General features: G+C 53.2%; 24 protein-coding genes. 6 read left to right on the top strand and 18 right to left on the bottom strand.

What is annotated here, in order from left to right:
* The first annotated feature begins 47 nt into the window (after positions 1–47).
* Complete coding sequence (locus ACNSPV_RS12800; protein WP_348583093.1) at positions 48–1439, top strand: sodium-dependent transporter; 1392 nt, start codon at positions 48–50, stop codon at positions 1437–1439.
* 83 nt (positions 1440–1522) lie between these two features.
* Here the strand turns inward: ACNSPV_RS12800 and ACNSPV_RS12805 are convergent, their stop codons facing one another.
* The 3 genes from ACNSPV_RS12805 to ACNSPV_RS12815 form a co-directional block, all read right to left on the bottom strand.
* Positions 1523–2365, bottom strand: a complete 843-nt coding sequence (locus ACNSPV_RS12805) for a class I SAM-dependent methyltransferase (protein ID WP_348583092.1) — start codon at positions 2363–2365, stop codon at positions 1523–1525.
* An 88-nt stretch (positions 2366–2453) separates the two neighbouring features.
* Positions 2454–3065 (bottom strand): class I SAM-dependent methyltransferase, encoded by a 612-nt coding sequence (locus ACNSPV_RS12810; protein WP_348583090.1) that lies wholly within the window; start codon positions 3063–3065, stop codon positions 2454–2456.
* A 246-nt stretch (positions 3066–3311) separates the two neighbouring features.
* A complete protein-coding gene (locus ACNSPV_RS12815) occupies positions 3312–4094 on the bottom strand; it encodes a ZIP family metal transporter (RefSeq protein WP_097770701.1) in 783 nt (260 codons plus the stop codon).
* Between the two features lie 287 nt (positions 4095–4381).
* Between ACNSPV_RS12815 and ACNSPV_RS12820 the strand changes: the two genes are divergently transcribed.
* The gene (locus ACNSPV_RS12820; protein WP_348583089.1) at positions 4382–5218 is read left to right on the top strand and encodes a hypothetical protein; all 837 of its coding nucleotides are present in this window, start codon (positions 4382–4384) and stop codon (positions 5216–5218) included.
* A 212-nt stretch (positions 5219–5430) separates the two neighbouring features.
* Here ACNSPV_RS12820 and ACNSPV_RS12825 read toward each other — a convergent pair whose 3' ends face one another.
* The 6 genes from ACNSPV_RS12825 to ACNSPV_RS12850 form a co-directional block, all read right to left on the bottom strand.
* Entirely contained in the window at positions 5431–5760 is a 330-nt protein-coding gene (locus ACNSPV_RS12825; protein WP_348583087.1) for a YbaK/EbsC family protein, read from the bottom strand.
* A gap of 25 nt (positions 5761–5785) precedes the next feature.
* Positions 5786–6544 carry a cyclase family protein gene (locus ACNSPV_RS12830; RefSeq protein WP_112091591.1) on the bottom strand — a complete coding sequence of 253 codons (759 nt, stop codon included), beginning with the start codon at positions 6542–6544 and terminating at the stop codon, positions 5786–5788.
* 377 nt (positions 6545–6921) lie between these two features.
* A complete protein-coding gene (locus ACNSPV_RS12835) occupies positions 6922–7548 on the bottom strand; it encodes an alpha/beta hydrolase (protein WP_348583086.1) in 627 nt (208 codons plus the stop codon).
* A 34-nt stretch (positions 7549–7582) separates the two neighbouring features.
* Entirely contained in the window at positions 7583–8350 is a 768-nt protein-coding gene (locus ACNSPV_RS12840; RefSeq protein ID WP_348583085.1) for an EFR1 family ferrodoxin, read from the bottom strand.
* A 584-nt stretch (positions 8351–8934) separates the two neighbouring features.
* Entirely contained in the window at positions 8935–9144 is a 210-nt protein-coding gene (locus ACNSPV_RS12845; protein WP_339395934.1) for a hypothetical protein, read from the bottom strand.
* Between the two features lie 95 nt (positions 9145–9239).
* Positions 9240–10223, bottom strand: a complete 984-nt coding sequence (locus ACNSPV_RS12850; RefSeq protein WP_348583083.1) for a Gfo/Idh/MocA family oxidoreductase — start codon at positions 10221–10223, stop codon at positions 9240–9242.
* A gap of 202 nt (positions 10224–10425) precedes the next feature.
* Between ACNSPV_RS12850 and ACNSPV_RS12855 the strand changes: the two genes are divergently transcribed.
* Positions 10426–11079 carry an NAD(P)H-hydrate epimerase gene (locus ACNSPV_RS12855; protein ID WP_348583082.1) on the top strand — a complete coding sequence of 218 codons (654 nt, stop codon included), beginning with the start codon at positions 10426–10428 and terminating at the stop codon, positions 11077–11079.
* A 94-nt stretch (positions 11080–11173) separates the two neighbouring features.
* Here the strand turns inward: ACNSPV_RS12855 and ACNSPV_RS12860 are convergent, their stop codons facing one another.
* The 7 genes from ACNSPV_RS12860 to ACNSPV_RS12890 form a co-directional block, all read right to left on the bottom strand.
* Positions 11174–11977 carry an ADP-ribosylglycohydrolase family protein gene (locus ACNSPV_RS12860; RefSeq protein WP_348583080.1) on the bottom strand — a complete coding sequence of 268 codons (804 nt, stop codon included), beginning with the start codon at positions 11975–11977 and terminating at the stop codon, positions 11174–11176.
* A gap of 90 nt (positions 11978–12067) precedes the next feature.
* Complete coding sequence (locus ACNSPV_RS12865) at positions 12068–13123, bottom strand: macro domain-containing protein (RefSeq protein WP_348583078.1); 1056 nt, start codon at positions 13121–13123, stop codon at positions 12068–12070.
* A gap of 286 nt (positions 13124–13409) precedes the next feature.
* Positions 13410–13622 carry an HFLK protein gene (locus tag ACNSPV_RS12870; protein WP_348583077.1) on the bottom strand — a complete coding sequence of 71 codons (213 nt, stop codon included), beginning with the start codon at positions 13620–13622 and terminating at the stop codon, positions 13410–13412.
* A gap of 97 nt (positions 13623–13719) precedes the next feature.
* Positions 13720–14217 (bottom strand): hypothetical protein, encoded by a 498-nt coding sequence (locus ACNSPV_RS12875; protein ID WP_348583076.1) that lies wholly within the window; start codon positions 14215–14217, stop codon positions 13720–13722.
* Positions 14198–15703 carry a DNA methylase gene (locus ACNSPV_RS12880; protein WP_348583074.1) on the bottom strand — a complete coding sequence of 502 codons (1506 nt, stop codon included), beginning with the start codon at positions 15701–15703 and terminating at the stop codon, positions 14198–14200. Before ACNSPV_RS12880 ends, ACNSPV_RS12875 begins: the two co-directional genes overlap by 20 nt.
* A gap of 170 nt (positions 15704–15873) precedes the next feature.
* Positions 15874–17928 carry a TIM-barrel domain-containing protein gene (locus ACNSPV_RS12885; RefSeq protein ID WP_348583072.1) on the bottom strand — a complete coding sequence of 685 codons (2055 nt, stop codon included), beginning with the start codon at positions 17926–17928 and terminating at the stop codon, positions 15874–15876.
* Positions 17929–18138: 210 nt separating this feature from the next.
* Complete coding sequence (locus ACNSPV_RS12890) at positions 18139–21351, bottom strand: response regulator (RefSeq protein ID WP_348583071.1); 3213 nt, start codon at positions 21349–21351, stop codon at positions 18139–18141.
* Positions 21352–21650: 299 nt separating this feature from the next.
* Between ACNSPV_RS12890 and ACNSPV_RS12895 the strand changes: the two genes are divergently transcribed.
* From ACNSPV_RS12895 to ACNSPV_RS12905, 3 genes are all read left to right on the top strand, one after another.
* Positions 21651–22451 (top strand): SDR family oxidoreductase, encoded by an 801-nt coding sequence (locus tag ACNSPV_RS12895; RefSeq protein WP_348583070.1) that lies wholly within the window; start codon positions 21651–21653, stop codon positions 22449–22451.
* A 143-nt stretch (positions 22452–22594) separates the two neighbouring features.
* Positions 22595–23041 (top strand): sigma-70 family RNA polymerase sigma factor, encoded by a 447-nt coding sequence (locus tag ACNSPV_RS12900; RefSeq protein WP_348583069.1) that lies wholly within the window; start codon positions 22595–22597, stop codon positions 23039–23041.
* A gap of 104 nt (positions 23042–23145) precedes the next feature.
* Positions 23146–23580 (top strand): helix-turn-helix transcriptional regulator, encoded by a 435-nt coding sequence (locus ACNSPV_RS12905; RefSeq protein ID WP_348583067.1) that lies wholly within the window; start codon positions 23146–23148, stop codon positions 23578–23580.
* A 122-nt stretch (positions 23581–23702) separates the two neighbouring features.
* Here ACNSPV_RS12905 and ACNSPV_RS12910 read toward each other — a convergent pair whose 3' ends face one another.
* Positions 23703–24788: a hypothetical protein gene (locus tag ACNSPV_RS12910; protein ID WP_055185778.1), complete on the bottom strand. Its 1086-nt coding sequence runs from the start codon at positions 24786–24788 to the stop codon at positions 23703–23705.
* A 319-nt stretch (positions 24789–25107) separates the two neighbouring features.
* Positions 25108–25344, bottom strand: a complete 237-nt coding sequence (locus ACNSPV_RS12915; RefSeq protein ID WP_005922522.1) for a hypothetical protein — start codon at positions 25342–25344, stop codon at positions 25108–25110.
* Positions 25345–25951: the final 607 nt, after the last annotated feature.

A 25951-nucleotide genomic window follows, 5' to 3' on the forward strand; every position in this document is an offset into this window, starting at 1 on the left:
TGTTATCCTATATTACAATAGGTTTTTAGGATAGGAGTTTAAGAATCATGGAAAAGAAAGCAAGCAGTTTCTCCGGACAAATCGGATTTGTCCTTGCTGCCGCCGGAAGTGCGGTGGGTGTCGGCAACCTGTGGCGGTTCCCGTACCTTGCCGCAAAGGATGGCGGCGGTTTATTTTTGCTGGTGTATCTGGCACTGGTGCTGACCTTTGGTTTTACCCTGCTCACCTCGGATATCGCCATTGGCCGCCGCACCAAACAGAGTGCCATCCGCGCCTACGAGACGATGCGTCCCAAGTGGAAATTTCTCGGCATCCTCACCTTTCTGGTGCCGGTTCTGATCATGACCTACTATGCCGTCATCGGCGGGTGGATCACGAAATATGCGGTGGTCTACCTCACCGGACAGTCTGCCGCCGCTGCGGAGGACGGCTATTTTACCAGCTTCATTACCTCGCCGGTGTCGCCTGTGGTGTTCGCTCTGCTGTTCATGGGCGTGACGGCTTTCATCGTGTACAACGGCGTGGAGGGCGGCATTGAGCGGGTGTCCCGCTACATGATGCCCATTCTGCTGGTTCTGGTGGTGGTGATTGCGGGTTACGCCCTCACCCTGCGCCACGAGGACGCTTCCGGTCAGATGCGCACCGGTCTGGAAGGTCTGCGCTACTACCTGACCCCGCACATGGAAGGGCTGACCGTCAGCCGCTTTTTGCAGATCTTGCTGGACGCCATGAGCCAGCTGTTCTTCTCCCTCAGCGTGTCCATGGGCATTATGATCACCTACGGTTCCTACGTCAAACCGGAGGTCAACCTGAACAAGGCGGTGAATCAGATCGAGATCTTCGATACCGGTATAGCTCTGCTGGCCGGTGCTATGATCATCCCCGCCGTGTATGTGTTCTCCGGCACCGAGGGCATGAGCGCAGGCCCCAGCCTGATGTTCGTCTCGCTGCCCAAGGTGTTTGCCGCTATGGGCAAAGCCGGCACTTTCGTGGGCATCCTGTTCTTCGTTACCGCCATTTTTGCCACCCTGACCTCCTGCATCTCGGTGCTGGAATCCATCGCTGCCAACTGCATGGAGATCTTCCACTCGGGCCGCAAAAAGACGGTGCTTGTGCTGGCGGTCATTTATCTGGCTGCTTCCGCTATCATTGCGCTGGGTTACAGCGTCTTCTATTTTGAGGTACAGCTGCCCAACGGCTCTGCGGCTCAGCTGCTGGATATCATGGACTACGTCAGCAACAGCGTCATGATGCCTTTCATTGCTCTGCTGTCTACCATCCTGATCGGCTGGGTCATGACGCCGGATTACGTCATTGACGAGATGCAGCGCAACGGCGAGACCTTCCGCCGCAAGAAACTCTACCGGGTGATGATCCGCTATGTTGCCCCGGTAATGATGCTGGTGCTGTTTTTGCAGTCCACCGGGATTCTTGCATAAAAAGCTAAAGTAAAAAAGGGAGCTCTGTCACGGACGAAGATCCGGGCAGAGCTCCCTTTGGTTTTATCGTATTCCGGCATATTTCATTGTCTGTCTCCAAATCCGATCTTCACGATCTGCATTTTCATCCCGTTGTCTCCAACCTTTGCGAGGAATCGGAAAAAGCCGCTGACAGAAGGATTTTTCAAATCGTTGTACCCCAGCATATAGCCCCGGCTGGACACTTGCAAACGGCTGTCCCATGGGGAAAGCTCGCTTTTCGCATCCGAAACCGCGAAATATGCTCCCACATTCTTGATTTTCGCCGTCCTGAGCCACGTTTTGGCGATCATCTTCACCGCCGTGCGGTTGGCGGCATCAAACACCAGTACCCCGCCGGGGAAAGCATCCGCCATCCCCTGCACCAGTTCCCGAACCTGCTCCGTCAGGAAGTAATAGAACACCCCGGAGGCAAAGAACACCGCCCCGCCGGAGGCATCGATCTTGTCAAACCATGCGGGGTCTTTCAGGTCGCAGGGGATGTTTTGCTCCCGCTCCCCGGCGGGCAGCAGCTGCTGCCGCAAGGCGATAACATCCGGGAAGTCCAGATTGTAGATTTTGCATCTGCCGTTGTCGCAGGCTCTGCCGGTGTTATCCAGCCCGCAACCTAGATTGACCACTGCCGCACAGGGGTGCGTTTTCAGGTATGCCCGCACCTCAAAGGCAAGGTCATTCTGCCGCATGGCGACCTCCAGCGCACCAAAGCGCTGCATCAGGCTGCGGGAGTTTTTCTCCGCCTGCGAAAAGTCGTAGTCGATCTGGTCGAGCAGACGCACCGCCGTTTCGTCTTGGTAAAGGTTCGGATACAGCTCGGTGCACAGCTTCCGGGAATACAGCGGGAGGATCAGCGTCTCCTGCACGGTGTTTTTCTCGATTTTGTATTTCATAGGTTCCTTCCTGTTCTCCTTATTCTGCTTTCCGGCAGACGAACCATGCCATGCTCTTCACTGTTCCAAGTGTTACGGTTGCACTACTTCACCGCTTTTGCGCCGTAACGCACAGCCAGCCCTTTTTATTTTTGTGGCTTTGGATCTGACAAAATCCTGCTTGTTCCAGATACACTTTCAGATCAGCATCCGTATAGATGGTCATACCGTTAATGATTTGCGTCCATTTGTCGTCTTTTGTCGTTTCGCCGTTTGCTTCATTGCAGATGAAAAAGATTCCGCCGGGCTTCAGCACTCGATAAACCTCTCTGAAATTCTGCGCAAGTTCCGGCCAGAAATAGACCGTTTCAAAGGCAGTCACCACATCAAACTGCTCCGCTTCAAACGGCAGTTCTGCCACACTTGCCTGCTGCACAGCACACCGTCCTGCCGCAATGGCTCTGGCATTGACTTTTCGCGCTTTTTCCACGCTGACGGCCGAGTAGTCGATGCCCTGCACCTTGCCGTTGGGGCACAGTTTCAACAGCGTTTTAATGTTCGCTCCACCGCCGCAGCCGCAGTCCAGCACCATGGCATCCGGGGCAGGCTGTAAAAAGCTCAGTCCCCATTCTGCCATTGCGCTGTGTCCAAAGTTCATCATGGCGACCATGATCTTCCCGCCAAGGCCTACGGGCTTTCGGGTGTTTTCAAAAAAGGACATAACGCCACCCTCTTTCTATTTACCGTTCACAATGCAATACTTTTTACCAGATGCGCCCACTGCACCGGATGACAGGCCAGCAATTCCTCGTGCCAAAAGTTAGATAGAGCTAACTTTTTATTCTATAAAAAGCCGCTTCTCAGCGGTCCTTCTGCCAAAATAATACGCCCTGCCGTCTCCTCTGTCAAGAAGTTTGGGCATTTTCGGGTATTCCGAAAGAGATTTCGTTTTCGGGGACTCCAACCGTCACCCCAGTGCTACGTCCAGCACCATCATCACGCTGAAGCCCACCGCAAAAAATACTGTGCCAACGTTGGAGTGCTGCCCCTGCGACATTTCCGGGATCAGTTCCTCCACCACCACATACAGCATGGCTCCGGCAGCAAAGCTGAGCAGATAGGGCAAAGCAGGCACCACGATGCCTGCCGCCAGAATCGTCAGCACTGCCCCGATGGGCTCTACGATGCCGGACAGCACGCCGCCCCAGAACGCCCGACCTTTTTTCATTCCTTCCGCCCGCAGTGGCATGGAGATGATGGCACCCTCCGGGAAGTTCTGGATGGCAATGCCAAGGGAAAGTGCCAGCGCCCCGGCGGCGGTAATCTGAGCCGTTCCGGCAAGGTAACCGGCATAAACCACGCCCACTGCCATACCCTCTGGGATGTTGTGCAGCGTCACCGCCAGAACCATCATGGTAGTGCGCTGGAGCTGGCTTTTTGGCCCTTCGGCCTGCAAGCTGTTCTGGTGCAGATGCGGGATGAGATGGTCCAGCAGCAGCAAAAACAGGATACCCAGCCAGAAACCCACCGCCGCCGGGAAAAATGCCAGCCTGCCCAGATCTGCGGCCTGCTCCATAGCCGGGATCAGCAAGCTCCACACCGATGCCGCCACCATCACTCCGGCGGCAAAGCCGGTGAGGGCGCGCTGGATGCCGTCACGCAGAGAGTTTTTCAAAAAGAACACACAGCCCGCCCCAAGGCTTGTGCCCAGAAAGGGGATCAAAATCCCCCAGAATGCGTCTTGTATCATGTAGTACCTCCTGTGGTTAAGTATAGCTAACCGCACAAGCAGTATACTGCGCTCCGGCAAAAAGGTCAAGGGCTTTGCGGTATAGAGGATGCAGATCGTTTCCCGCATCGAAAAATTCACCTCTGCAAACTTTCCGGTTTCTACTTGACAACGCCCGGTGGGAGTGCTATTTTTACTTCGCGAATTTGTTTTACCTAACTATCTGAGGGGTTTTTCCCCTGCTTTTTTGCGCCAATTGTTAGGCAAAGCTAACTATTTTCTCAAAACTGAGATAGAGGTGTGTTACCATGAGATTGAAAAAAGTATTTGCAGGTGCACTTGCGGCCGCTATGCTGGTATGCGCTGTGGCAGTCCCGGCCTTCGCTGCGGAAGAGGTGGAACAGGAAAACTGCCTGACCTCCAGCTATGTCCAGATGAACATCCCCTACGCCGACTTCTACAAGGCTGCCGGTGTGGACAACGCATCTGAGATCGACGCTGTGACCAGCGCCACCAGGAACAAGACCCGTGCGGGCAACCTTGCCGCCGGTTCCTACCACATCAACGCGGACGGCTCCGACATCACCGGCGTTTCCTTCCCGGTCAAGGTGCTGACCCCGTGGGCGCTGAAGAATGCAAAGCAGGTCACCGATGCCGACAGCTACGACATTACCGTTACCCTGAAGGGCAAGGAATCCACCACCACCTACACCGGCGCAGATGCCTTGTTTGAGAACGAGAGCTACGCTTACTACAAGCTCAGTGAGACCCCTGCCTACTATATCACCTCATGGTATAACCTGCTGAGCGGCAAGTGGGAGTTTGGCAAGGTCCACGCCACCGAGACCACCGTAGAGGGCACCACTGTGGAGCTGAATACCAACGGTCACCGCGCCACCTACGAGATGAAAATCTCCGGTTTTGATCTGGACTACAAGGCCAACAAGGTCTACGGCGTAGTTCTGACCACCGCCGATGGCAGTGAGTACGGCCTGCATCATGTGACCAACATCTGGCATGGTACCAAACTGGGCTTCAATGCCGATGATCCTTACTTTGCATCCATCATCGGCAAGACGATTACTCAGATCACCTTCTACGCCGCCGACGGCGTGTATGTCCTGCCGGTCAATGTGGCGCTGTGAATACACGGGAAACTGCCTAATTTATTGTAAAATATAACACAAAACGGCAAGGTCTCCTGAATGCAGGCGGCTTTGCCCTTTTTTATTGCAGATGGAGCCCAATCGCAGGGTCAACAGTTTTTACGTCTGCAATATGGAATCAATATTGCCGGCATTACTCTGCGAATCACAAAAGGGTCCATCCAACAGCAATACTGCGGGATGGGCCCTTTTTATTCGCCTTCCGGCTCCTTGCAGACATCCACCCAGCCCTCGGCTCCGGCGGCTACTTCCAGCTCCTGCAAGGTCAGCTTGACGGCGGTGTGACCATTGCCCGCCGCCGGGTAGACGGTATCAAACTTGCGCAGGCTCTCGTCCAGATAGACCGCCACGCCCTCGTTCACTCCAAAGGGGCACACGCCGCCGGGTGCATGACCCACATAGGCTTCCACCTCATCGTAGGGGATCATTTTGGCCTTGATGTGGAACAGGCTCTTGTACTTGTGGTTGTCCAGCTTTGCCGTACCCTCGGTGACGATGAGCACCGGCTTTTGCTTTTTCAAAGGACATTTTCCCACTTCTCCGCTCTTATTCGGTAATGGCCCAGACCCGTGCGGGCAGACCGGTTGCACCTTCAATGCGGGGATAAGAAACGATGACCACCGCACCAGCCGGCTGCACTTTATCCAGATTTGCAAGCACCTCCACCTGCAGCTTGTCGTTGTCCAGAACATAGCGCTCGCAGGCAAGGTCGCCCTTTTCCTCCGCCACCGCAGAGGAATCGGTATCCAGCGTTTCGTGGCCGTTGGCGGCGGCGTTGCGCACCTTGTAGATATACTCCAATGCTTCCAGCGACCAGCCGGGGGCATTTTCTTTACCCTCTGCGTCGATGCCGGACAGCGCATCCATATCCGGCCACTTCTTATACCAGTCGCTGCGCAGAGCCACCAGCGCACCATCCGGGATAGGACCGTACTTTGCCTCATAGGCCTTGATGTCCTCCACCGTCACAGCATAGCGGGGGTCTTTCTTGGCCTGCTCAGAAATATCAATGACCACCAGCGGGAAGATCAGGTCGTTCACATCGTACTTTTCGGACAATGCTTTGCCCTTGATGAAGTGACCCGGGAAGTCGATATGGGTACCGAACTGTCCGGGGAATTTGAAGGTCTGGATCAGGCATTCCAGTTCCGGCTTGCCCCAGTCCCACACGGTCTTTGCCAGCTCCACAGAGCCTTCCGGGATGCCGGACCAGTAGGGGCTTTCGTTGTTCAGCGAGTGAGAAAGTTCCACCCAGCGATATTTTTTAGCATCCTTCAGTGCGTTCCACAGTTTATAATCAGCCATTGTCGGTTCTCCTTTTGTTGTGACGATGTATGTTCGGGCACTTCTCCCAGACAACGGCATCTTCCTGTTTTTTCTCAGTCTGTCTGCCGGGAATTTGTCTGGGAGCAGCGCATTCGCCCGGGTAGTCTGTGCCGGGCATCTGCTGTATGTTCCATCTGTCTGCGCTCTCTTCCTTGTGTTGGGAATAGTATAAACCCATTTTCACACCATGTCAATAGGTTTATTCTTTCAAAGACAAATCTGCCTTTTCGTCCGCCGGTTGCCCGCCGCCATCACCGCGTCGATTCGTGTACCGCAGGTGCTTTCCAAGTAACAGCCTGCGTTGCTGTTCTTCGAGTTTGCTTGACAGTCTTCGTCTCTCTTTTGATAAATCAGATTTATTCGATATCGTCATAAAATCTCTGTAACACTGCCGCTAATCCCTCCGGAGCTTCTATGTTTGCTTCATGACCCGTTTTCAAAAGTTCACGATAGCAGGAATTGCTCAAATAGCTGACAAGTTCTTTTGAGGCTTTTTTATTTGCATCGTCTTTTTCGCCACAAACGATCAATACAGGACAAGACACCTTACACAATGAATCTCTGAAATCCAATTCTGCCATCGTGCCGCACAAACTAATCACATCTGCTTTTTTGAATCCAAATTGCTTGAACATTGCATTTGGCATAAAGCGGAACAGCATATTCTGGAATTTCAATAATTTTTTAGGCATTTTGTATTGTGCCGCAATTAACACAAGCGCCTTTACTTTATCCGGATGGTCTATTGCATAATTAAGTGCCAAAACAGCACCCAGAGAGAGCCCACATAAGACGATTTTGTCATTTTCCTTATTGCACTCTTCTGAGAATGCAGTATACAGCTCCCTATAGGTGGCCGCTTTTCCTTCCAGCATCTCTGCCAAGCTCAAGCTGGCGCTTCTATCCGAGACCGTCGTTTCTTTTATCACTCTATCCCAACTGTCTGGTTTTTGTCCTAATCCATGTAAGTATAAATACTTCATCTACTTTTTACCATCATCGTTTTTCCTTTTTTCTTCATACGTCCTGCTGCTTTTCCAGTGCTTCAAAGTGATACCGGGGCTTGCCTTTGCTCTTTTTACCGTACTCGATGGCTTCTTTAGGGCAATAGCAGATGCACGCCATGCAGTGGGTGCAGTTTTTGCCCCAGACTGGCCTGCCGTTTTCCAGATGGATATTGTTCAGGGGGCACAGCTCCACGCACTTACCGCAGCCGATGCAGGCGTCCGTTGCCCGGAAGGCATCCGCTTTTACAAAAAAGCGATAGAACACCGGGTTCACCGGGCCGCTCATAAAGCGATCGTAGAGGTTTTCTCTCGGCGGAGGAAATTCCTGCCCGGCCTTGAGCTGAGCCAGCACCTTCTGAAGCGCAGGCTCTGCCTGTTTCACGATGCTCCGCGCCTGCTCTTTCCGGGGTGCATTGAACATGGCAATGTAGTTTTCCGGCATGATGATCTGAGCTGTGCCCATGTACCGCAAGTGCTTTTGCGCCGCAAGCTGCCGGTTATAGCCTGCCGCATTGCCAATCTCGCTGCCGCAGTCCATCACAAACCAGATACGCTCTGCCCCGGTCAGCGCGGTCTTGCCCAGCCACTCCGACACCACCCGGGGGATGCGCCATGCGTAGGTAGGCGTTACCAGCACCACGTCACGCCCGGTCTGCACCGGGGCGGTATCCCCTGCCTTGATGCAGGCGTTCAGGTCGTAAAGCGGCATCTCCAACCCTTCGGCAATGCGCCGCGCCAGATACCGGCTGTTGCCGGTTCCCGTAAAATAAAGTACCATGGCTGCTCCCTTATTTTTTGTGTTTTTAGATACCAGTCTGCCCGGCAAACTGGAACTTGTCGGGGCGAGGCCCCTCCATCTTGCTAACGCAAGACCGTTCCGTCACTTAAAAGCCCCACTGGGGCTTTCATTGTTCCACTTTGCTCCACAAACGCGAACTTGTCGGGGCGAGGCCCCTCCATCTTGCTGCCGCAAGACCGTTCTGTCACTTAAAAGCCCCACTGGGGCTTTCATTGTTCCACTTTGCTCCACAAACGCGAACTTGTCGGGGCGAGGCCCCTCCATCTTGCTGCCGCAGGACCGTTCGGTCGCTTGAAAGCCCCACTGGGGCTTTCATTGTTCCGCTTCGCTCCACAAACGCGAATTGTTTACTTCTTCGTCTTAGGCGCAATAAGCAACATGACTGTCACAAGAATATATAAACCATACAGTAACCAAGTAATGGTATTGTTCCAAGGAAAACTCATTTCTGGATGGTTCAATGCAAACACTATAAATGCAATAGCTATAATCAGCATTATTAAACCGAGAATCCTTGATATACGCTTTTTCATGCAAAGCACTTCCTTGTCAAACTGGAATTGTTAATCTTGAACTGGTCCTATAATGCCAAATGCTATTGCATCAATAAAAAGCACGAACGCTATCACACGAACAATTAAAATAGTTGCAATGACTTTAATAACAAGTTGTTGATTTTGTCTTAAATTACTCTTACTAACAATCCTTAAGACAAAAATCAAAGCAACGAGGATGATAAAAGAAATAATATTATAAAGAACCACTGTTTTCATCTATGTGTCCTTCTTTTTTATATCAATTCCGAGTTGCCGCTCTCCGTATGCCATAGTCTCCGCACGCAAAAAGCCCTTTGCGGCAAGGTGTGTGCTTACACCTCACCCGCAAACTTCATGCCCCAGCTCATGCGGGTGTCGTACATCAGGCGGGTCAGGGCAAGACTGTCCTGCGGGGTGTAGTGGTCGCTGCCGGTACGTCCCAGCTTGACGCAACGGCTTGCTTCCCGGATCTCATACTCAAAGCCGTTGATGTCCACCGGGCAGCGGATGACCTCCGGCTCTTTGCCCTCCACTTCCAGCGTCATGGTCTCGGCGTGCTGGAAATCCGGCAGGAAAATACTGCCCTTGGTGCCAACGATGCGGGCATTGCGCTCCAGCTCCTGCCCGATGGTCTGGACCGACTCTGCCTTGCAGCCGCCGGGGTAGGTCAGCACAAGGCGACTGTAATCGTCGGTGCCGTACTCGTTGATGTGCACCTCTTTGGTTTCCACCTTCTCCGGGTCCTGTCCGGTAAGGATGCGCAGAAAGCCCAGATTGTAGATGCCGATATCCAGCAGCGCACCGCCGCCCAGACCGGAATCAAACTTGCGGTCCTTCCGGGCACCGGAGGCAACAAAGCCGTACTGACAGGTGATCTGCTTCAGCTCCCCGATGGTGCCCGCCGCAAGAATCTCGCGCAGGCGGTCGTACAGCGGCAGCAGCCAGATCCAGAACGCCTCCATGAGAAAGAGGTGCTTTTCCTCTGCCAGACGGTACAGCTGCTGCGCCTGCTCCGGGCTGATGGTAAAGGGTTTTTCACACAAAACGTGCTTGCCCTGCTCCAGACAGAGCTTGCAGTTTTCGTAGTGCAGGGTGTTAGGGGTGGCGATATAGATGGCCTCCACCTCCGGGTCGGCGGCAAGAGCTTCGTAGGAGTCATAGCAGCTGGGAATGCCGTACTGCTGTGCAAACGCCTGTGCGCTTTCCATGTGCCTTGACCCCACGGCAACAAGCTGCTCCCCCTCTGCGTCCATCTGTTCCACCGTAAACGCAAACTTTTTGGCAATGGTGCCGGTCGCTAAAATTCCCCACTTCATAACGGTACCTCCCGGTTTATTCCTTTGGATTCGTTGCATTCAGTATACCATGGTTTTCGTCTGCGGAAAAGATTCCGAAAACAAAAAACGTCCCCGGAGGGCTTGTTCCAACTCTCCGGGGACAGATTCTATGCACCGGTATCTTTCATCTTGTTCCAAACATTCTCATCCATTATAATAGAGATAGAAAGAGGGTGCCAACATGAAACATCGCATTGTGACGGCTGCGCAGATGAAGGAAATTGAACGAGCCGGGGATTCCCACGGTCTGCCTTACCTGCAAATGATGGAAAATGCCGGGCTGGCGGCTTACGCCGAACTGCAAAAGCAGTTTTCGCATCCCGGCAGGCTGCTGGTGGTCTGCGGAAAGGGCAACAACGGCGGCGACGGGTTCGTGATCGCCCGTGCCGCAGCAAAAGACGGCTGGAGTGTGACCGTTCTTCTGGCTGAGGGCGAGCCGAAAACCGCTGACGCCATCCGCAATTTTGAGCGTCTGCATTCCCTTCCGGTGCATATCTGCGCTAACGGTTCTGTACTGGAAACCCAGAGCTTTGCTGCCGTTGTGGATGCCCTCTACGGCACCGGGTTTCATGGTGAACTGCGGCCTTCCGGTCTTGCTGCCTGCGGGCTGATACGCCGTCTGCACAAGAGCGGTGCCTTTGTGCTGGCCGTAGACCTGCCCAGCGGCATCAATACGGACACTGGCGAGGTTGCCGAGGGTGCTGCCCATGCAGATCTGACCGTAACCTTCGACAGCTATAAGCCTTTGCATCTGGCAGAAGCTTCTGCGCCGCTGTGCGGAAAAATCGTCTGTGCCGACATTGGCATCCGGGATGAATGGCACCCGGAGTTTTGACGAGGGCTTGCCGCTGCGGAAAAGCACCTGCGCACAAAAGAGCCGCCGCACAAATCACTGTGCGGCGGCTCTCTAGCTCTCAGCACCGGCGGTGTCACACCTTGCGCTCAAGGTTCTGCCGGAACAGCTCATACGCTGCCCGCATCTCCTCAGGCAGACGCTTCAGGGTTTCCTGCTGCAATTCAGGCGGCATCCCATAAAAGGCTTCGGCAATTCCACCGGTAATGCAGGCAAGGGTGTCGCTATCACCGCCGAGGGAAACAGCATTGCGCAGGGCATCCTCAAAGCCGGTGCTTTCCAGAACGGCAATGATGGCCTCCGGCACGGTCTGCTGACAGGTCTCCACATGGCGATAGCCCGGACGAATTTCATCGCAGGTGCGGCTCAAATCGTAGCCGAAAGTCTGCTCCACATACTGCCGGATCTCCGGCTTGCTGTGGCCGGTGCGTGCCAGAAAGATCGCTGCCGCCGTGGCCTGTGCACCCTTGATTCCCTCCGGGTGGTTGTGGGTGACCTCGGCAGTCACCTTTGCCATCTCCAGTGTTTTGTCCAGTGTATCGAACAGCCAACCTGCCGCCGCCACTCGCATGGCGGAGCCGTTGCCAAAGCTGCCGTAGGGCTGCGGATGCTCCGCACGCAGCCACCGGCGGAACATCCCGCCGTAACCGGCATCGGGATATGCCCTGCCCCAGCGCCGCATTTCGTGCTGCACCTCGACAAAGGTTTTCGGTGCATCTCCCTGCCCTGCCATCAAGCCCCGTGCCACTGCGACTGTCATGACCGTATCATCGGTGAAGTGCGATTTTTCGCTCAACAAGAGGAAATCCTTGCGCTTGTAATTGTTGTGGTCAAATTCAAAGGGACTGCCCACGATGTCGCCCAAGATTGCTCCCAACATAAAACGCCCTCCGTTTTTTGTGGTGTTCTGTCTTTCTGACAAGAGGATACCACAAACCGAAGGGCAAAAGGTCAACGGGCAGGCGACAAATCATGTCCCCAACAACTCCTGATCCCATTGGAACAAAAGGGTGTTGACCTGATTGATATTATAAATTTTCTGTTCCAGACAGTACCGCACGATCCAGTCCCGCTTGGAGCCATCGGAGAAGGCATAGCCTGCGCTTTTAAGCAGGTCGATGGTCTCATCCTCCGACAGATGCAGCCCCACCGCAAAGGCCAGCACCGTTTTCTTTTTGGGGTTGTAGTCGCGATTGCACTGAATTTTGGAGAAATGCTGCCGGGAGATGTTAGACTGCTTGTACACGGTGGAGTCTTTCAGCCCCCGCTCGTCAATGAGCCGCAGCAGCCGGGTGGTGAAGCTCTCGCCCAGATTGTCCATCAGGTTTTCCAGACTGCGGGCCGCCATGGGGGCACTCTGCTGCCTCAGCACAGTCGCAAAGACCGGCGATGCGCACTCTTGCGCAGGATACTCCCGGTCGGCAAGCACAGCATCTTCCCAGCGTTCCACGTATTCTCTGCGCCGACGGCCAGACCCATAGCTTTCATCGTTCTGGGCTACATAATGGTCGTCGATGTACTCCTCCACCGAGGCAAACAGCTTGAGGCTCACCGCCAGCGAGTGCCGGTCGTAGAGCACCAGATACACGGTCAGGTCGTGCTCCATGACGTACTGCGTGATGGTATCCACTGCAATGCGGAAAGCCTGCTCCTTGGGGTAGCCGTAGTTTCCGCTGGACAGCAGCGGAAAAGCCACGCTCTCGCAGTGGTATTCTGCGGCTAGTTCCAGCGCAGAATGGTATGCACCGGCCAATTGTTTTGCTTCGCCAAAAAATCCGCCGTGCCATGCCGGGCAGACCGCATGGAAGATATACTTTGCGGGCAGTCCGAACGCCGGGGTGCACACCGCCCTGCCCAAATCGCAGTGCCCGATGGCTTCGCAGGCAGCGGTCAGCTCCTGCTCCCCTGCCGCCTGATAGATGGCACGGCTGGTGCCGCTGCCCTGCAAAAGGTTCCGGTTGGCGGGGTTGACGATGGCATCCGCTGTTACCTTGGTGATGTCGTTGCGGATCATCAAAAAAGGCATGCTGGTTCCTCCCTTACACGGTTTTCTTCATCCTATCACATCCGGCAGAGTGGTGCAAGGGCTGCGCTTATTTTGCCGTCCACACAGCTCTGGCAGGGAGCAGGCTGTAAAAGACCGGAGTGCCGCATCAGAGATAGCGTTTTACCCCCATGCAGGAAGGTCCATCGTGAGCCTTTCCAACTCCTGTGCAAGAACCATCAGCCTTTCCCTCAGATGGTTGTTATGTGGAGCATAAAACGGTTGGGGCGATCAAGAAAAATGCCGTCCACGATCTCTCTGTATGCCCTCAGCTTCCCATGCCGAGGAGCACCAGCACGACCACCACCGCAATGGCGATGAGACAGCCGCAGCCGCTGCCGTCTCCGCCACCACCACCATTGTTGTGGCTGCCGCCGCCACCGCCGCCGGACGAGCCGCCAAAGTTGCGGTTGAAAGCCGTCATGTACTGGGCATAGCCCGTGTCCCCTTTGCCGAAATAGCCGTAATCACCGTTTGCCATTGTACTTTCCTCCGTCTGAAGTGTGTTTTGCTTCTTCTGAGGTCATTTTATCGAAAGAGCTGTCCCATAAACATCTCTTTCAGCATTTCTCGTCATCTCATTCTTCCCGGATTCCCAGATATGCATCAATGTCCATGATACCTTCCCCGCTGACCTCCACCAGATCTTCAAAGGGCACTACGGTTTCGCCCACCTGCAGGGTGCGGAACACCGGGTCGATGCGGTCCGCTTTTCCGGTCAGGGCGAGGTAGTTGCCCACTGCCGGAACCTCCGGGTGGGTAGTGTCCTCCTTGAAGTACCGCACTGTGATGGTCATGCCCTTGGTAACCTGCATCAGCCGATCGGACAGGGCGGACATTTCTTCCTCGGTCAGAATGCGCTTAGTCACACGCTCCGTGCGCTGCTTTTCTGCGGCAAGCTGCTCGTCATATCCTCGCAACGGAGAGAAGGGCGAGAAGATCTTGGCACGATTCTGAAGGGTCATGCGGGGGTGCTTGCGGAGGGATTCTTCGGTCTGGGGACGTTCCATCTCCAGGATGTCCCCGTACTTTTGGGCGGTCTCCAGCCCGATTTTGCTATTTTTGTAGTTTTCCATCTGAACCTCCCGCGCTGTGCCCGCCGATCTGCGCGTTGCGCTGGCGCATGGTGGCACCTTCCTCGTAGCTGCTGGCTTTCAGCACGGCGTTTTTGCCGTACTTGTTCTTGATGCCTAACATGGCTTGCTGGAGTTTTTTCTCCTTTTCCAGCTTCTTGGTGTCGGTAAAAAAGTCCACCTGATAGATGCCCTCGTCCGGCATGACCTTGTTGGCGTTGATGGTAATGCGCCGCACCGTCAGCGCCGGATTTGTAATGCGCTCAAACAGCTTTGCGCTTTCGTTGATAATCGTGCTGCCCAGATTGGTAGGGGCATCGAACCGGACAGTGCCGTGAGCTGCCTTGGGGATGGTTCTGCCGTAGCGGTCGGTCTGGGTCAGACCGCGGTAGCCGCCCTTGTCCACATTCTCCCGGTCGTAGCCGATCTCCAAGGTGATGGATTCCGTCACCAGTTTCTTTTCGGTGAGCCGGAACATCAGAATCTCCGCCATCTCCCGGACAATGAGCTTTGCTTTATCGTTGGGGTAGGGGCAGGTCAGCACCTGCCCCTCGCTGATGCTGTTGGTGCTGGGCTTGTAACTTTTGATCTCAGCCATACCGCAGGGCTCATAGCCCCATGCGTGGTCAATAAGGATTTCTGCATCCACGCCGAAAATCTCATACAGACGATCTTCTCCGTAGATGGAAAACCGTGCCAAATCCCCCATCGTATAAATGCCGTGGGCTTCCAGCCGCTTGACGGTACCTGGACCAGTCATCCAGAAATCGGTCAGCGGTCTGTGGTTCCACAGCAGATACCGGTAGGACTGCTCGTCCAGCTCTGCAATGCGGACACCATCTTTGTCTGCCGGGATGTGTTTTGCCACAATGTCCATGGCCAGCTTTGCAAGGTAGAGGTTGGTGCCGATGCCTGCCGTTGCGGTGATGCCGGTGTTGTACAGCACCTCCCGCACCATGGTCATGGCAAGCTCGTGGGCGCTCATATGGTAATAGGGCAGATAGCCCGTCACATCAATAAAAACCTCGTCAATGGAGTAGGGGTAGATATCCGCCGGGGACACATATTTGAGGTAGGTCTTGTAGATCTGGGTGGAAACGTCCAGATATCGCTGCATCCGGGGCGGCGCAACGATGTAGCTCAGCCCCAGCGCCGGGTCTGCGTTCAGTGCGTTGGCATCGAAAGAGGTGCTGGCAAAGTGGTACTTGCCATCCTCTCCCCGGACTGCCTTTTTCTGCCGGATGGCGGTCTGCAGCCGCTGGGCGTTGACCTCTTTCACCCGCTGAACGGCTTCAAACAGCCGTGCTCTGCCGGGTATCTTGTAGGCTTTCAGGGAGGGCGACACCGCAAGGCAGATGGTCTTTTCGGTGCGGGAGGCGTCTGCCACCACCAGATTCGTGGTCAAGGGGTCCAGATGACGGTCTACGCACTCCACCGAGGCATAGAAACTTTTCAGGTCGATTGCCAGATAGGTGCGCTGTGCTGCCATACTTCAGCCCTCCTTTGCAAAAGTCACAACTATTTATTTTATTATAATAAATCTTTACGCTGTTTTCAAGATGAAACGCTATTTTATCTGTGATATAGACAACAAAAAAGAGTGGCAGCATTTCAAGCTGAAACGCTGTCACTCTGTGGGAACTGCGTAATGACTGACGATTATCCTTCTACTTTGACCGTAGCACGATCGCTCTTTGCGTTTCCATCCGCATCCAGCGTGATATGCACAAAATGTTCCGGCTTATCATAATCCTTTGTCTCGCCGTCATCGGTATAGTATTCATAGGATGCACCATCGGGAGCATAGGCAAGCAGGCGCAGATCTGCAAAATCCACATCGGCAACGCTCTGGATCTTTTTGCCGTCCTTGGCAAGGGGCAGAAGGTGTCCCTTGCGCATAAAGAACACCACTTCATCCAGCTCCACCGGAATGTAATGATGGCCTGCCGGCAGCACGCTGGTTTCGATGCGGTTGCTTTCGCTGCACTTTACCCGCACCTGCAGCATCTCCTCCGGCAGGTAAACATACCGACCTCGGGCGTTTTGCTCATATACCGGGGCGATCAACAGGCTTTCACCGATCATCACCTCATCCTCCACCCGGCGGGCAAAGTCGTCCTCCGGGAAGGCGAACGCCAACGGCATACAGTACATGCCGTCGCGCAGGGCAGCTTTCATGTACTCGCTGTAAATGTAGGGCAGCAGCAGGTAGCGCAGCTGTAAAATCCCGGCAAAGGCGGCCTTGTTCTTAAAGCGGTAGGGTTCCTGCCGGCGGGTGCCGTTGGCAGAGTGGTTCCGCAGCAGCGGAGAGAAGATGCCCATGCCGTACCAGCGCAGCACCAGATCCTCCGTGGTATTGCTGCCAAAGCCGCCAATGTCGGGGCCTTCGTACAGGAAGCCGCACATATTCAGGGAGGGCATCATGTGCAGCGCAAGCAGAATGTGGCTCCACCAAGAATGGTTATCGCCGGTCCAGATGCCGCCATACCGGTGCATCCCGATGCAGGCAGAACGGGAGTATATCAAAATGCGCTTGTCCGGCTCCAGCCGCTCGAAAGCCTCGCCTGCCGCACGGGTCATGTTATAACCAAAAAGATTATGTACCTTGTCGTGCCGCATACGCCCCTGTTTGGTGTTGTGGTAGAACAGCTTATAATCGTTTTCGTTGTTGGAAAGCTCTGCCACCATGCCGGTAAAAGCACCAAAGCTGGAAATATCCAGGTTTTGCTTGCTGTATTTCTCAATTTGAGCAAAGGTCTTTTTCAGTCTTTCTTCTGCGTAGAAGATAGCAGGCTCGTTCATATCATTCCAGAAGCCCTCGATCCCCTGATCCAGCAGAACTTTATATTGACTGCCAAACCAAGCACGGGCTTCCGGGTTGAGCATATCGGGGAAGTGTACCCGTCCCGGCCACACACCGGCTACAAAGGGGGTGCCATCCTGATTCGTGCAGAAGTAGCCGTTTTTCACGCCTTCCTCGTACACATCATATCCATCTTCGACCTTGACTGCTGCATCGATGATGGGGACAAGATGGATGCCCTGCGCTTTCATCTCGGCGGCAAAGTCTGCAAAACGCGGGAAGCGCTGCGCATCCACCGTAAAGTCCTTGTAACGCTCCATGTAATCAATATCCAGAACCACAGCGTCCAGCGGCATATGATTGGCACGGTAATTTGCCACCACCTCGCGGACCTCGTCCTCGTTCATGTAGCTCCAGCGGCTCTGGGCGTTGCCAAAAGCCCATTTGGGCGGAATATAACTGCGCCCCACCAACTGGCGGAACTGGTGCACAATATCGGTCAGGCTTTCGCCCTCAATGATGTACAAATCGTAATTTTCCTCGGCCACCGTGATGCGTAAGGTATCCAGGTCGGTGTAGCCGCAGTCAAAGGTGACCTTGCCCGGGTAGTCGATAAAAAAGCCAAATGTATCCTTGCCGGACACGATCATAAAATTATAAGCACCGTACAGCGAGGATTTGCCCTCGGTATGGTTGCCGTCATCGGAGCACTTGCTTTCGTACACCCACCCGCGCTTGTTGATACCACGGACGTTTTCGCCAAGACCATACAGGACGTCCTGCGGCTCCATGGCATAGGAGAAGCCATCCGGCTCCTTGGTCAGATAGGGTATCGTTTCCATCATGGGCAAAAAAGAACCCACTACACTTTCGGTATCAAACGGTTGACCGTATTGCTTTTTGTAGATCATAGTAAAATATCTCCCCTCTGTTTTTTGAATTGTCACAGTGTAAAACGTACCAACGTATTTTTGATGGACAATTAAGAAACTCTGACATTGGCTGGAGCAATTGGGGCTTCAGCCTTATTTTCAACCCAATAGCTGCGGTTGTGCAGCTATTTCAATACAAGATCCTCAAAACGTGATGTTCCTGTTTACCCAGATACTGCAATGCACAGATCACAGCCACTGTTTCAGCACATCGTTCAGCTTATTCAAATCAAGCGGTTTGGCGATATGCTCGTTCATGCCGGTGTTCTTTGCCAGCTGCACGTCCTCGGCAAAGGCATTTGCCGTCATGGCAATGATGGGCACCTTTCCACGGCTGCCGGCAAGCGCACGGATCGCAGCAGTGGCTTCGTAACCATTCATGATGGGCATCTGGATGTCCATAAAAATGAGATCGTACCACTTTTCCGGTGCTTCCATCACCTTTTCGACTGCAGTTTTTCCGTTTTCGGCGCTGTCGATGGTCACGCCCGTCATGCCTAGGATCTCGGTTGCGATCTCACGGTTCAGCGCATTGTCTTCCACAAGAAGGATCCGCTTACCCGCATAGTTTTCCTTCGCAAAGTCTTCCAGATAGTTCCGGGCGTTTTTCTCCTTCTTCCCGGATGTAAACTGCCGCAGAGTTGCCGTCAGACGGGAACGGAACAGCGGTTTTGCCATAAACGCATTCACGCCCGCTGCTCTGGCTTCTTCTTCGATCTCGCTGAAATCAAAGGAAGTCAGGATGATGATCGTGACATCTTCTCCTACCCGTTCCCGGATTTTTCTGGCGGTTGCAATACCGTCCATTTTCGGCATCTTCCAGTCCAGGATCACCGCAAAATAGTCACGGCCGGTCTTGTGCCGCGCCGCGCAGCGTTCCACAGCTTCCTTACCGGTCAGGGCCCATTCGCCCGCTATGCCGATCTCCTGAAGGGTTGCAACAGTGCTTTCGCAGCAGGTCTTGTCATCGTCCACGACCAGTACCGGCAGATCGAGCAGTTCTTTTTCCTGTTCCTTCTCGTTCTCCTGAAGCTTCAGATAGACCGTGACCGTGATCTTCGTTCCCTTGTTGGGAGCGCTTTCGACCTGAATATCACCATTCATTAGGTTGACGATGTTTCTTGCAATGGCCATGCCAAGACCGGTGCCCTGCACCTTGGTCGTCCGGTGATCGTCTGCCCGGCTGAACGGCTCGAACATGATCTTCTGGAATTCCGGCGTCATACCGATGCCGTTGTCCTCGATGGAAAACTCGTAGCAGCCAAGCTCCGAGAAGCCGTTCGGTTTTTCCTTGATCGTAAGGGTGATGTTTCCTCCATCCGGGGTGTACTTGACGGCGTTGCTCATCAGGTTCACAAAGATCTGCTGGATGCGCAGGCTGTCGCCGCAGACAGCTTCGTGCTCAATGTGCTCAATATGGACTTCGAGCTGATGTCTGTGCTCGTCGATTGCCGGTTTTGTGAGGGTGAGCAGGTTATCGACCAGCTCCGGCAGGCTGAAATCCTCCTCGGCAAGGCTCATTCGCCCGCTCTCGATTCTGGCCATATCCAGCACTTCATTGATCAGTCCCAACAGATGACGGCTCGACTTTGTGATCTTGCCAAGGCACTCGACCACCCTGTCCTGACTCTCGATATTCGCACCCGCAATGGCGGTCAAGCCAACGATTGCATTCATCGGTGTACGGATATCATGGGACATATTGGAGAGAAATTCCGTCTTGGCGCGGCTTGCGTTTTCCGCCGCCCGGTACGCATCCTTCAGTGCCTTATGGGATTCGATCTCGGCCTTTTTCTCCTGTGACACATCCATAGATGCCAACAGTGCTTTGACAAGCTTTGTGCCATCCCACTCCAGCGGAATGAAGGAAGCGATCTTATAGGTGTTTTCGTCTATGGAGCAGTATTCAAATTTGTAGATGTCGTTCTCGCCCTGCAGATTCTTTCGGATATTTTCCGGTGAGAACAATGCGTCTATCGCCGCCAATGGCTCCAACGTCTTATACCTTACAGCCACCTGCTCCACAAAATCATGGTAAGCCCCCGTCGGCGCGTAGATCATGTCGCCTTGCAGGTTATAGAACCGATATCGGTCATTCTCCAGATCGCAGACGACAAAGCGGTCCAGCAGACGCACCATACTCTTGATCAAAAGATCCATCGATGCGTTATCTGAGGCCATCTGCATCCGCCGTGCCGTCTCTGCTTTGGACTCTGTGATGTCCCGCAGAAAAATCATCGCATATTCGGAATCTTCGATCTCGCCGCGCATGACCACGTTGCTGACCCATCGTTCCTCTCCATCCAGAACGATGCGGCACTCCTGACGCAGCTCCGTCTCAAGCCCCTTTAATTTTTCCGTGATGTAGGCGCGATTGTAGAAATCTGTTACAGACTTTTTGTCCTCTTCCACCACATAGTTATCCACAAGGAATCTGACCAGTCCATCCCATGTGTGGTTCTGCTCAAAGGCCGTCATCAAAGAGGGCTCCACTTTGAAAGTATCAAAGGTGTTCTTTTCCAGATTTACATAGTATTCGCAGAGGTTTGCGCTGGTAAATGCACGGTGAAATGCCGCTGCCCGCTGCGCCTGCATCCGGCTTCTTTTTTCCGCGTCAATGTTGCTGATGATTCCGGCAATTCGATTGGCCGAACCATCCAGACGGCGTATCACCTCCGCCGATGCCCGGAACCAGTGGTATTGGCCATCCTGTATTTTCAGCCGGTACTCAACATTATATTTTGTAGTATTGGTTTTGTCCGCAATCGTTTCCAAAAGCAGCTGCATTACCCGGTCATAGTCCTCCGGGTGCAGAAGGTTCGACCACGAATCCAGTTTGTTCGGAAAATCCAGAATGTCATGATATCCAAGGATCTGCCGGAACGCATGGCTCCAGTTCACATGAACGATCTCACCGTTTTCATTACACTCAAAATACCATAGTGCAGAATGGATGGATTCATTAACCAGCGCAAGGTTCTCATACGCCCAGTTCATCTGTACTGACATGATCCAGATCGGTGTTCCATCCGTATCGACTGCATCTTTTTTGTAGAGACGCACATAGACGGGAGCCCCATCTGCTGTAAGGATCCGGCCTTCTCCTTCGCCTTGGAGCTGACGAAAGCGCGCATTGTCGAGGAATGCGGCATCTTCCTTATAGAAAAGATTCTTCAGCGAACCCTTTGTCTGCTCCATCAGGGATGCATAGCTGTGGTTCAGATTATGCAGCAACAGATCACTGACCGACAGGATCGACAATTCGGCATCATAGTACCCGGTAATGGTTCCGACACCGCCATTATGATAGATCGTCTCCTGCATGGCCTGAAATGCATTTTTTCCCAGCCTTACCGTATCGGAAGTGTAGATTTCATCCGTAAGTCTTCTATCGAATTTCATTTTCATCCTCGTAGGGTTTTGATTCTGCCGCGCACTTCAATTCTGGCATGTCTTTTATGGTCAACTGGCATACTGATTTGTGATCAAGCTTGTACAGTATAACTAGTATAGTATACTTGCGCAGCGTTTCGTTTTCAAGCGCTAATTGGCATTGGTTGTGTAAAAAAGAGAGGCCAATCTGCGTAAAAATTTACACAAGTTGATCCCTGTACTTTTCCACAATCCGGCTATCCGTATAGACAGCCGCCCCTGCGATGCGGTATACTCGAACCAGATCAACATTTTCAGGAGGGAAAATCATGGCGGGAGAAAACAACAGGGTCGTCATTGTTACCGGCGGAAGCTCCGGCATCGGACGGTGCACGGCATCCGCTCTGAAAGAGAACGGCTGCATCGTCTATGAGTTCAGCCGCAGAAATATCCCTATGGAGGGCGTCACCCATCTGTCTGTCGATGTGACCGATGAAGATGCGGTCAACGCCGCTGTGCAGCAGGTCATCCAAAAAGAGACCAAAATTGATGCAGTGATCAACTGTGCAGGCTTTGGGATCTCCGGTGCGGTGGAGTTTACGTCCATGGAGCAAGCCAAAGCACAGTTTGATGTGAATTTCTTCGGGACAGTCAATGTAAATAAAGCGGTTCTCCCCTTCCTACGCCATCAAGGGAAGGGGCATATTGTGAACATCAGCTCTGTTGCTGCCGTAGCGCACATTCCGTTCCAGACCTTCTACTCTGCAAGCAAAGCCGCCGTTTCTTCTTACTCTTACGCACTGGCAAATGAAGTCAAGCCCTACGGCATCCATGTCACCGTCGTAGAACTGGGTGACATCTGCACCGGTTTTACAAAGGCACGCCAGAAAAGCATTCTCGGCGATGAAGAATACGGCGGACGCATCTCCCGGAGCGTCAGTCAGATGGAGCATGACGAGCAAAACGGCATGGACCCGGCACGCATTGGACGGTACATCGCCGGTATTGTGGAGAAAAAGAAGCCGGCAGTCGTTTATGTTGCCGGTGCACAGTATAAATTCCTGAGCCTTTTGTGCAAGCTCCTGCCTGCCGCAGCACGCGGAAAGATCGTGGGGAAAATATACGGGTAACAGGCGCATTGCTCCGCAAAGCTGCTATATCCGTATTTTGTGGACAATGAAGCGGAGCTTTTCGCCCCGGAGTCCGGAAAAAGGGCAAGCCCTCCTTCATAAATTGCAGTAAACCGTTTATGATGCTTTGGGGAGGGGTCGGCATGTTTTTATCTCTTCTGCAATTTTTTGCCACAAAGTTTCTGGTTCTGGCGCTTCATCTGGAGAGCGGCAGCTTTCCGCGGCCCCTCTCTGCCCAGGAGGAAGCCGAAGCCTTTGCCGCACTGCGTGCCGGTGACCCTGCCGCACGGGAAAAGCTGATCCGGCACAATCTGCGTCTGGTGGCACACATCGTAAAAAAATACTACGCCCTGCCCGGCGATCAGGACGACCTTGTTTCCATCGGAACCATCGGCCTGCTGAAAGCGGTGGACACCTTCGACTCTGCCCGCCGGACACGGTTTTCTACCTACGCCAGCCGGTGCATTGAAAATGCTATCCTCTCCCCAGCGCACTTTGGGATGGAAAAGAGAATCCACCTCTTTCACGCAATGACGCATCTACGTCAAAATGGATTTTTTGGAGCCGAGAGAGCGGTTCCTTTTTTCTGATTCAGAGGGTGTCATGTGAGGGTTGTGGTCTAACCCCTCTATACATCTTACAGGTAAGTTTGGCAGGCCCCCGCACCACCGTAGAGGCGCAGGCGTTCTACCGTATGTACCATTCTTACGCCGATATCCCGGACCCATGGGACCGTCTGCGTTGGTGCCGCTATGGTCTTGACCTGCTGCAAAAAGAGGTTGCTGCCATGGTGGGCATGGAGGAATGGCTCTATCGGGATCTGGAAAGCGGCGCATTTCACCGCAGCTTTACGCCGGAACTGGCGGACAAGCTCGCCGCCCTTTACAGCATCCCGGCGGAAGACCTTCTGGATGACTACACCCTGTTCCTGCACCGCGGCGGTGGAGAGCTGCTCCGACGCTACCGGGAATCCAAAGGCTGGACCCGCAGGCAGCTTGCCGACCATGCGAAGGTCGGCAGGACAAGCATCCGTTGCTGGGAAAACGGACAAAAGACCATCAGTCAGAAGTGCTTTTGCCATCTGGTGGAAAACCTTGGTTCCGATTTTCCATCTATGCTTCGCATGTGAGGTATGGTAATTTTTCTCCGGCCAAACGAAAAAGCTCGTCTGCAAGCCACGATATGTGGCAGCGCAGACGGGCTTTCGTTATGGAATCATTCTGTTTCAATTATTCTGATATTCGCTCTGACTTACATGGCGTTCCGTAAAACACGCAGTCGTTCTTCAAACGTTGCTTTCCATGCCGGATGCTCGGAGAATACGGTGTGCTCCACCTGACGGACTTGGTTCAGTCCGATGTTCCGCACCGCTTCCACTGCAGCATCTTTTTGGCTCAGATGGCGTTTTCCCACGGTCAGACAGTTTGCGCCTTCTGGCGTGTCGTACTGCTGAAACGCCCGGTTGAAGTCCATCAGGTCATGCAGACGGATGGGCTGATTGGTTTCGTTGTCTACCAGCAGACCCCAATTTTCCCAATGACGGTCGGTATTGCCCACCAGATAATCCAGAATGTTCATCATATAGTAGCTGGGAGCATCCAGCTCTAAGATCTTATCCAGCGTGTTCCAATCATGGTTCGTGCAGTAGACGTCATAGGCTGCATAGGTCACAAGACTGTATCGCTGAGATGTCATGATTTTGCTGATAGAAACCGGCTCATTTTCAAACATCCCCTGCTCATACAGTACCTGATGGCAGTCAAAGCACCGGCAGATTTTGCTTGCCAGCACTTCACGTTCCACCGCTTCTCTGCCACCATCCTTGTAAAGATAGAAGCCATCCTCTTTTCGCACCCACGCCTTGGGGTACAAGCCGCCCGTAGACAGGTCATTTGCCAGAAGATGGGCGTTTGTCACCGTCATTTGGTGCCCCCGCAGCGCAATATCCACAAGCGCATTGCTTAAGGAGTGTGCAAAAAGGTTGATATCCTCGAATCGAATCTTCTCGTTTTCTTCTTTCACCCAGAACACATCCAGCAAAGACAGACAATGGTAGGATAATGCAATCTGTGCTCGTTCCCTGTCCGTAACACTCTGAGATGCACCGATACTGTTCAGGATTTCCTTGGCATAGGTGCGATCCAACGTCAACATCCGGGAGGCGCACCAATAGTAAAAGTTCGTTACATTATTGATGCGCTCGTCAAAATCATCCGATTCCACCAGAACCAGATCATAGGGCATGAAATCCTCGAGGCAGACCCTGCATTCCCCTGTCGTGCTGAGTTGTGCCACACAGCTTTCTCGGTGCATGATCTCGTAAAACATGGTTTTCATCCCTCCCTGCGTTCTGTGTCTTGCTCTGTATTTATATTACCTTCTTTTTTCACGGGACGCAAGAGCTTTTACTTTTCAAAAAGCTTTTTCTGCTGCTCCATCAGGACGGTTTCGATACGCTCTTTCAGAAAAAAGTGGAACTGTTTTGAGTGTTATGCAATGCCATAGGATACCATATTGGCCGCCAACAATCAATGATTTTTTGTCAGCAAAATTCCAAAAACTTATGTAACACAAAAAGCCCCACGCTCAACACTGCCTCTGAATCCGACTATCTCTGGTCGGAGCAGAAAAACATATGTTGAGCGTGGGGCTTTGTTTATCGGCTCGGCTGCCAGCCGGGCTTTTGGTGTTCTTTGGGTTTGTAGGTTCCTTTGGTAGTATCGATCACCGCCTGCAGCAATTCGAGCTTCTGCCATGTGGGGCAGTTCAGACGGTCGATTTTTTCGATCACATAGTTGGCGTGGGCGGTCGCGACCCGTTTTCCGAGTTCGTCCCATCCCTCTTTCGTTTTGGGGTAATGTACCACCACTTCAATGGGGGCACTCTTTCGCATGGCTCACTCACCTCCGATTACATCGCTATCACCTCATTTTTACGGGTTACTGGTTGTCCGCTATTCGCTGCGGTTTCCGCTCAGAACATTCAGAGCCAGACTGACCAGCAAAGCCATATCAATGCGGAGCATTTCAGCCTTGCTGGCATAGCCCATAAAGCGTTCGATGGTTTCTCTTAATTTGCCCCCGGCACCCCTGAGAAAGGGAAACATTCAGGCGTTGGATTTGCACCACTCCATTGGCCTCTCGGCCACCCCGTCTTCTTTATGACCGGGCCGCGAATTACGGAAGTATCATTATCTGGAAGTACCTGAAGCTGCATATTCAATTTTCAAGGTCCGCCCGGCTGCGGCTCCCGCTCCCTTTCGGAGGTGGGCCGCTGCCGTGACAATAGTGTATCGTACTTTCGAGCAAAAGTTTATGGACTCGTAGTCCAAGTCACCCACCCTCTTAGTCCATATATTGTATACAACAGTCCCAAAAAGCAAAAAAATCCCGCCTGAAAAGCAAAACCTTCGCTTTGCCCTCAGACAGGATGTCTTTCGACACGACTGTTAGCTAAATCAACCAATAAAGGCCTCCGAACCTCTTTCTTATTAGGAAAAG

This window comes from Faecalibacterium sp. 3, assembly GCF_048323735.1.
GTDB lineage: Bacteria > Bacillota > Clostridia > Oscillospirales > Ruminococcaceae > Faecalibacterium > Faecalibacterium wellingii.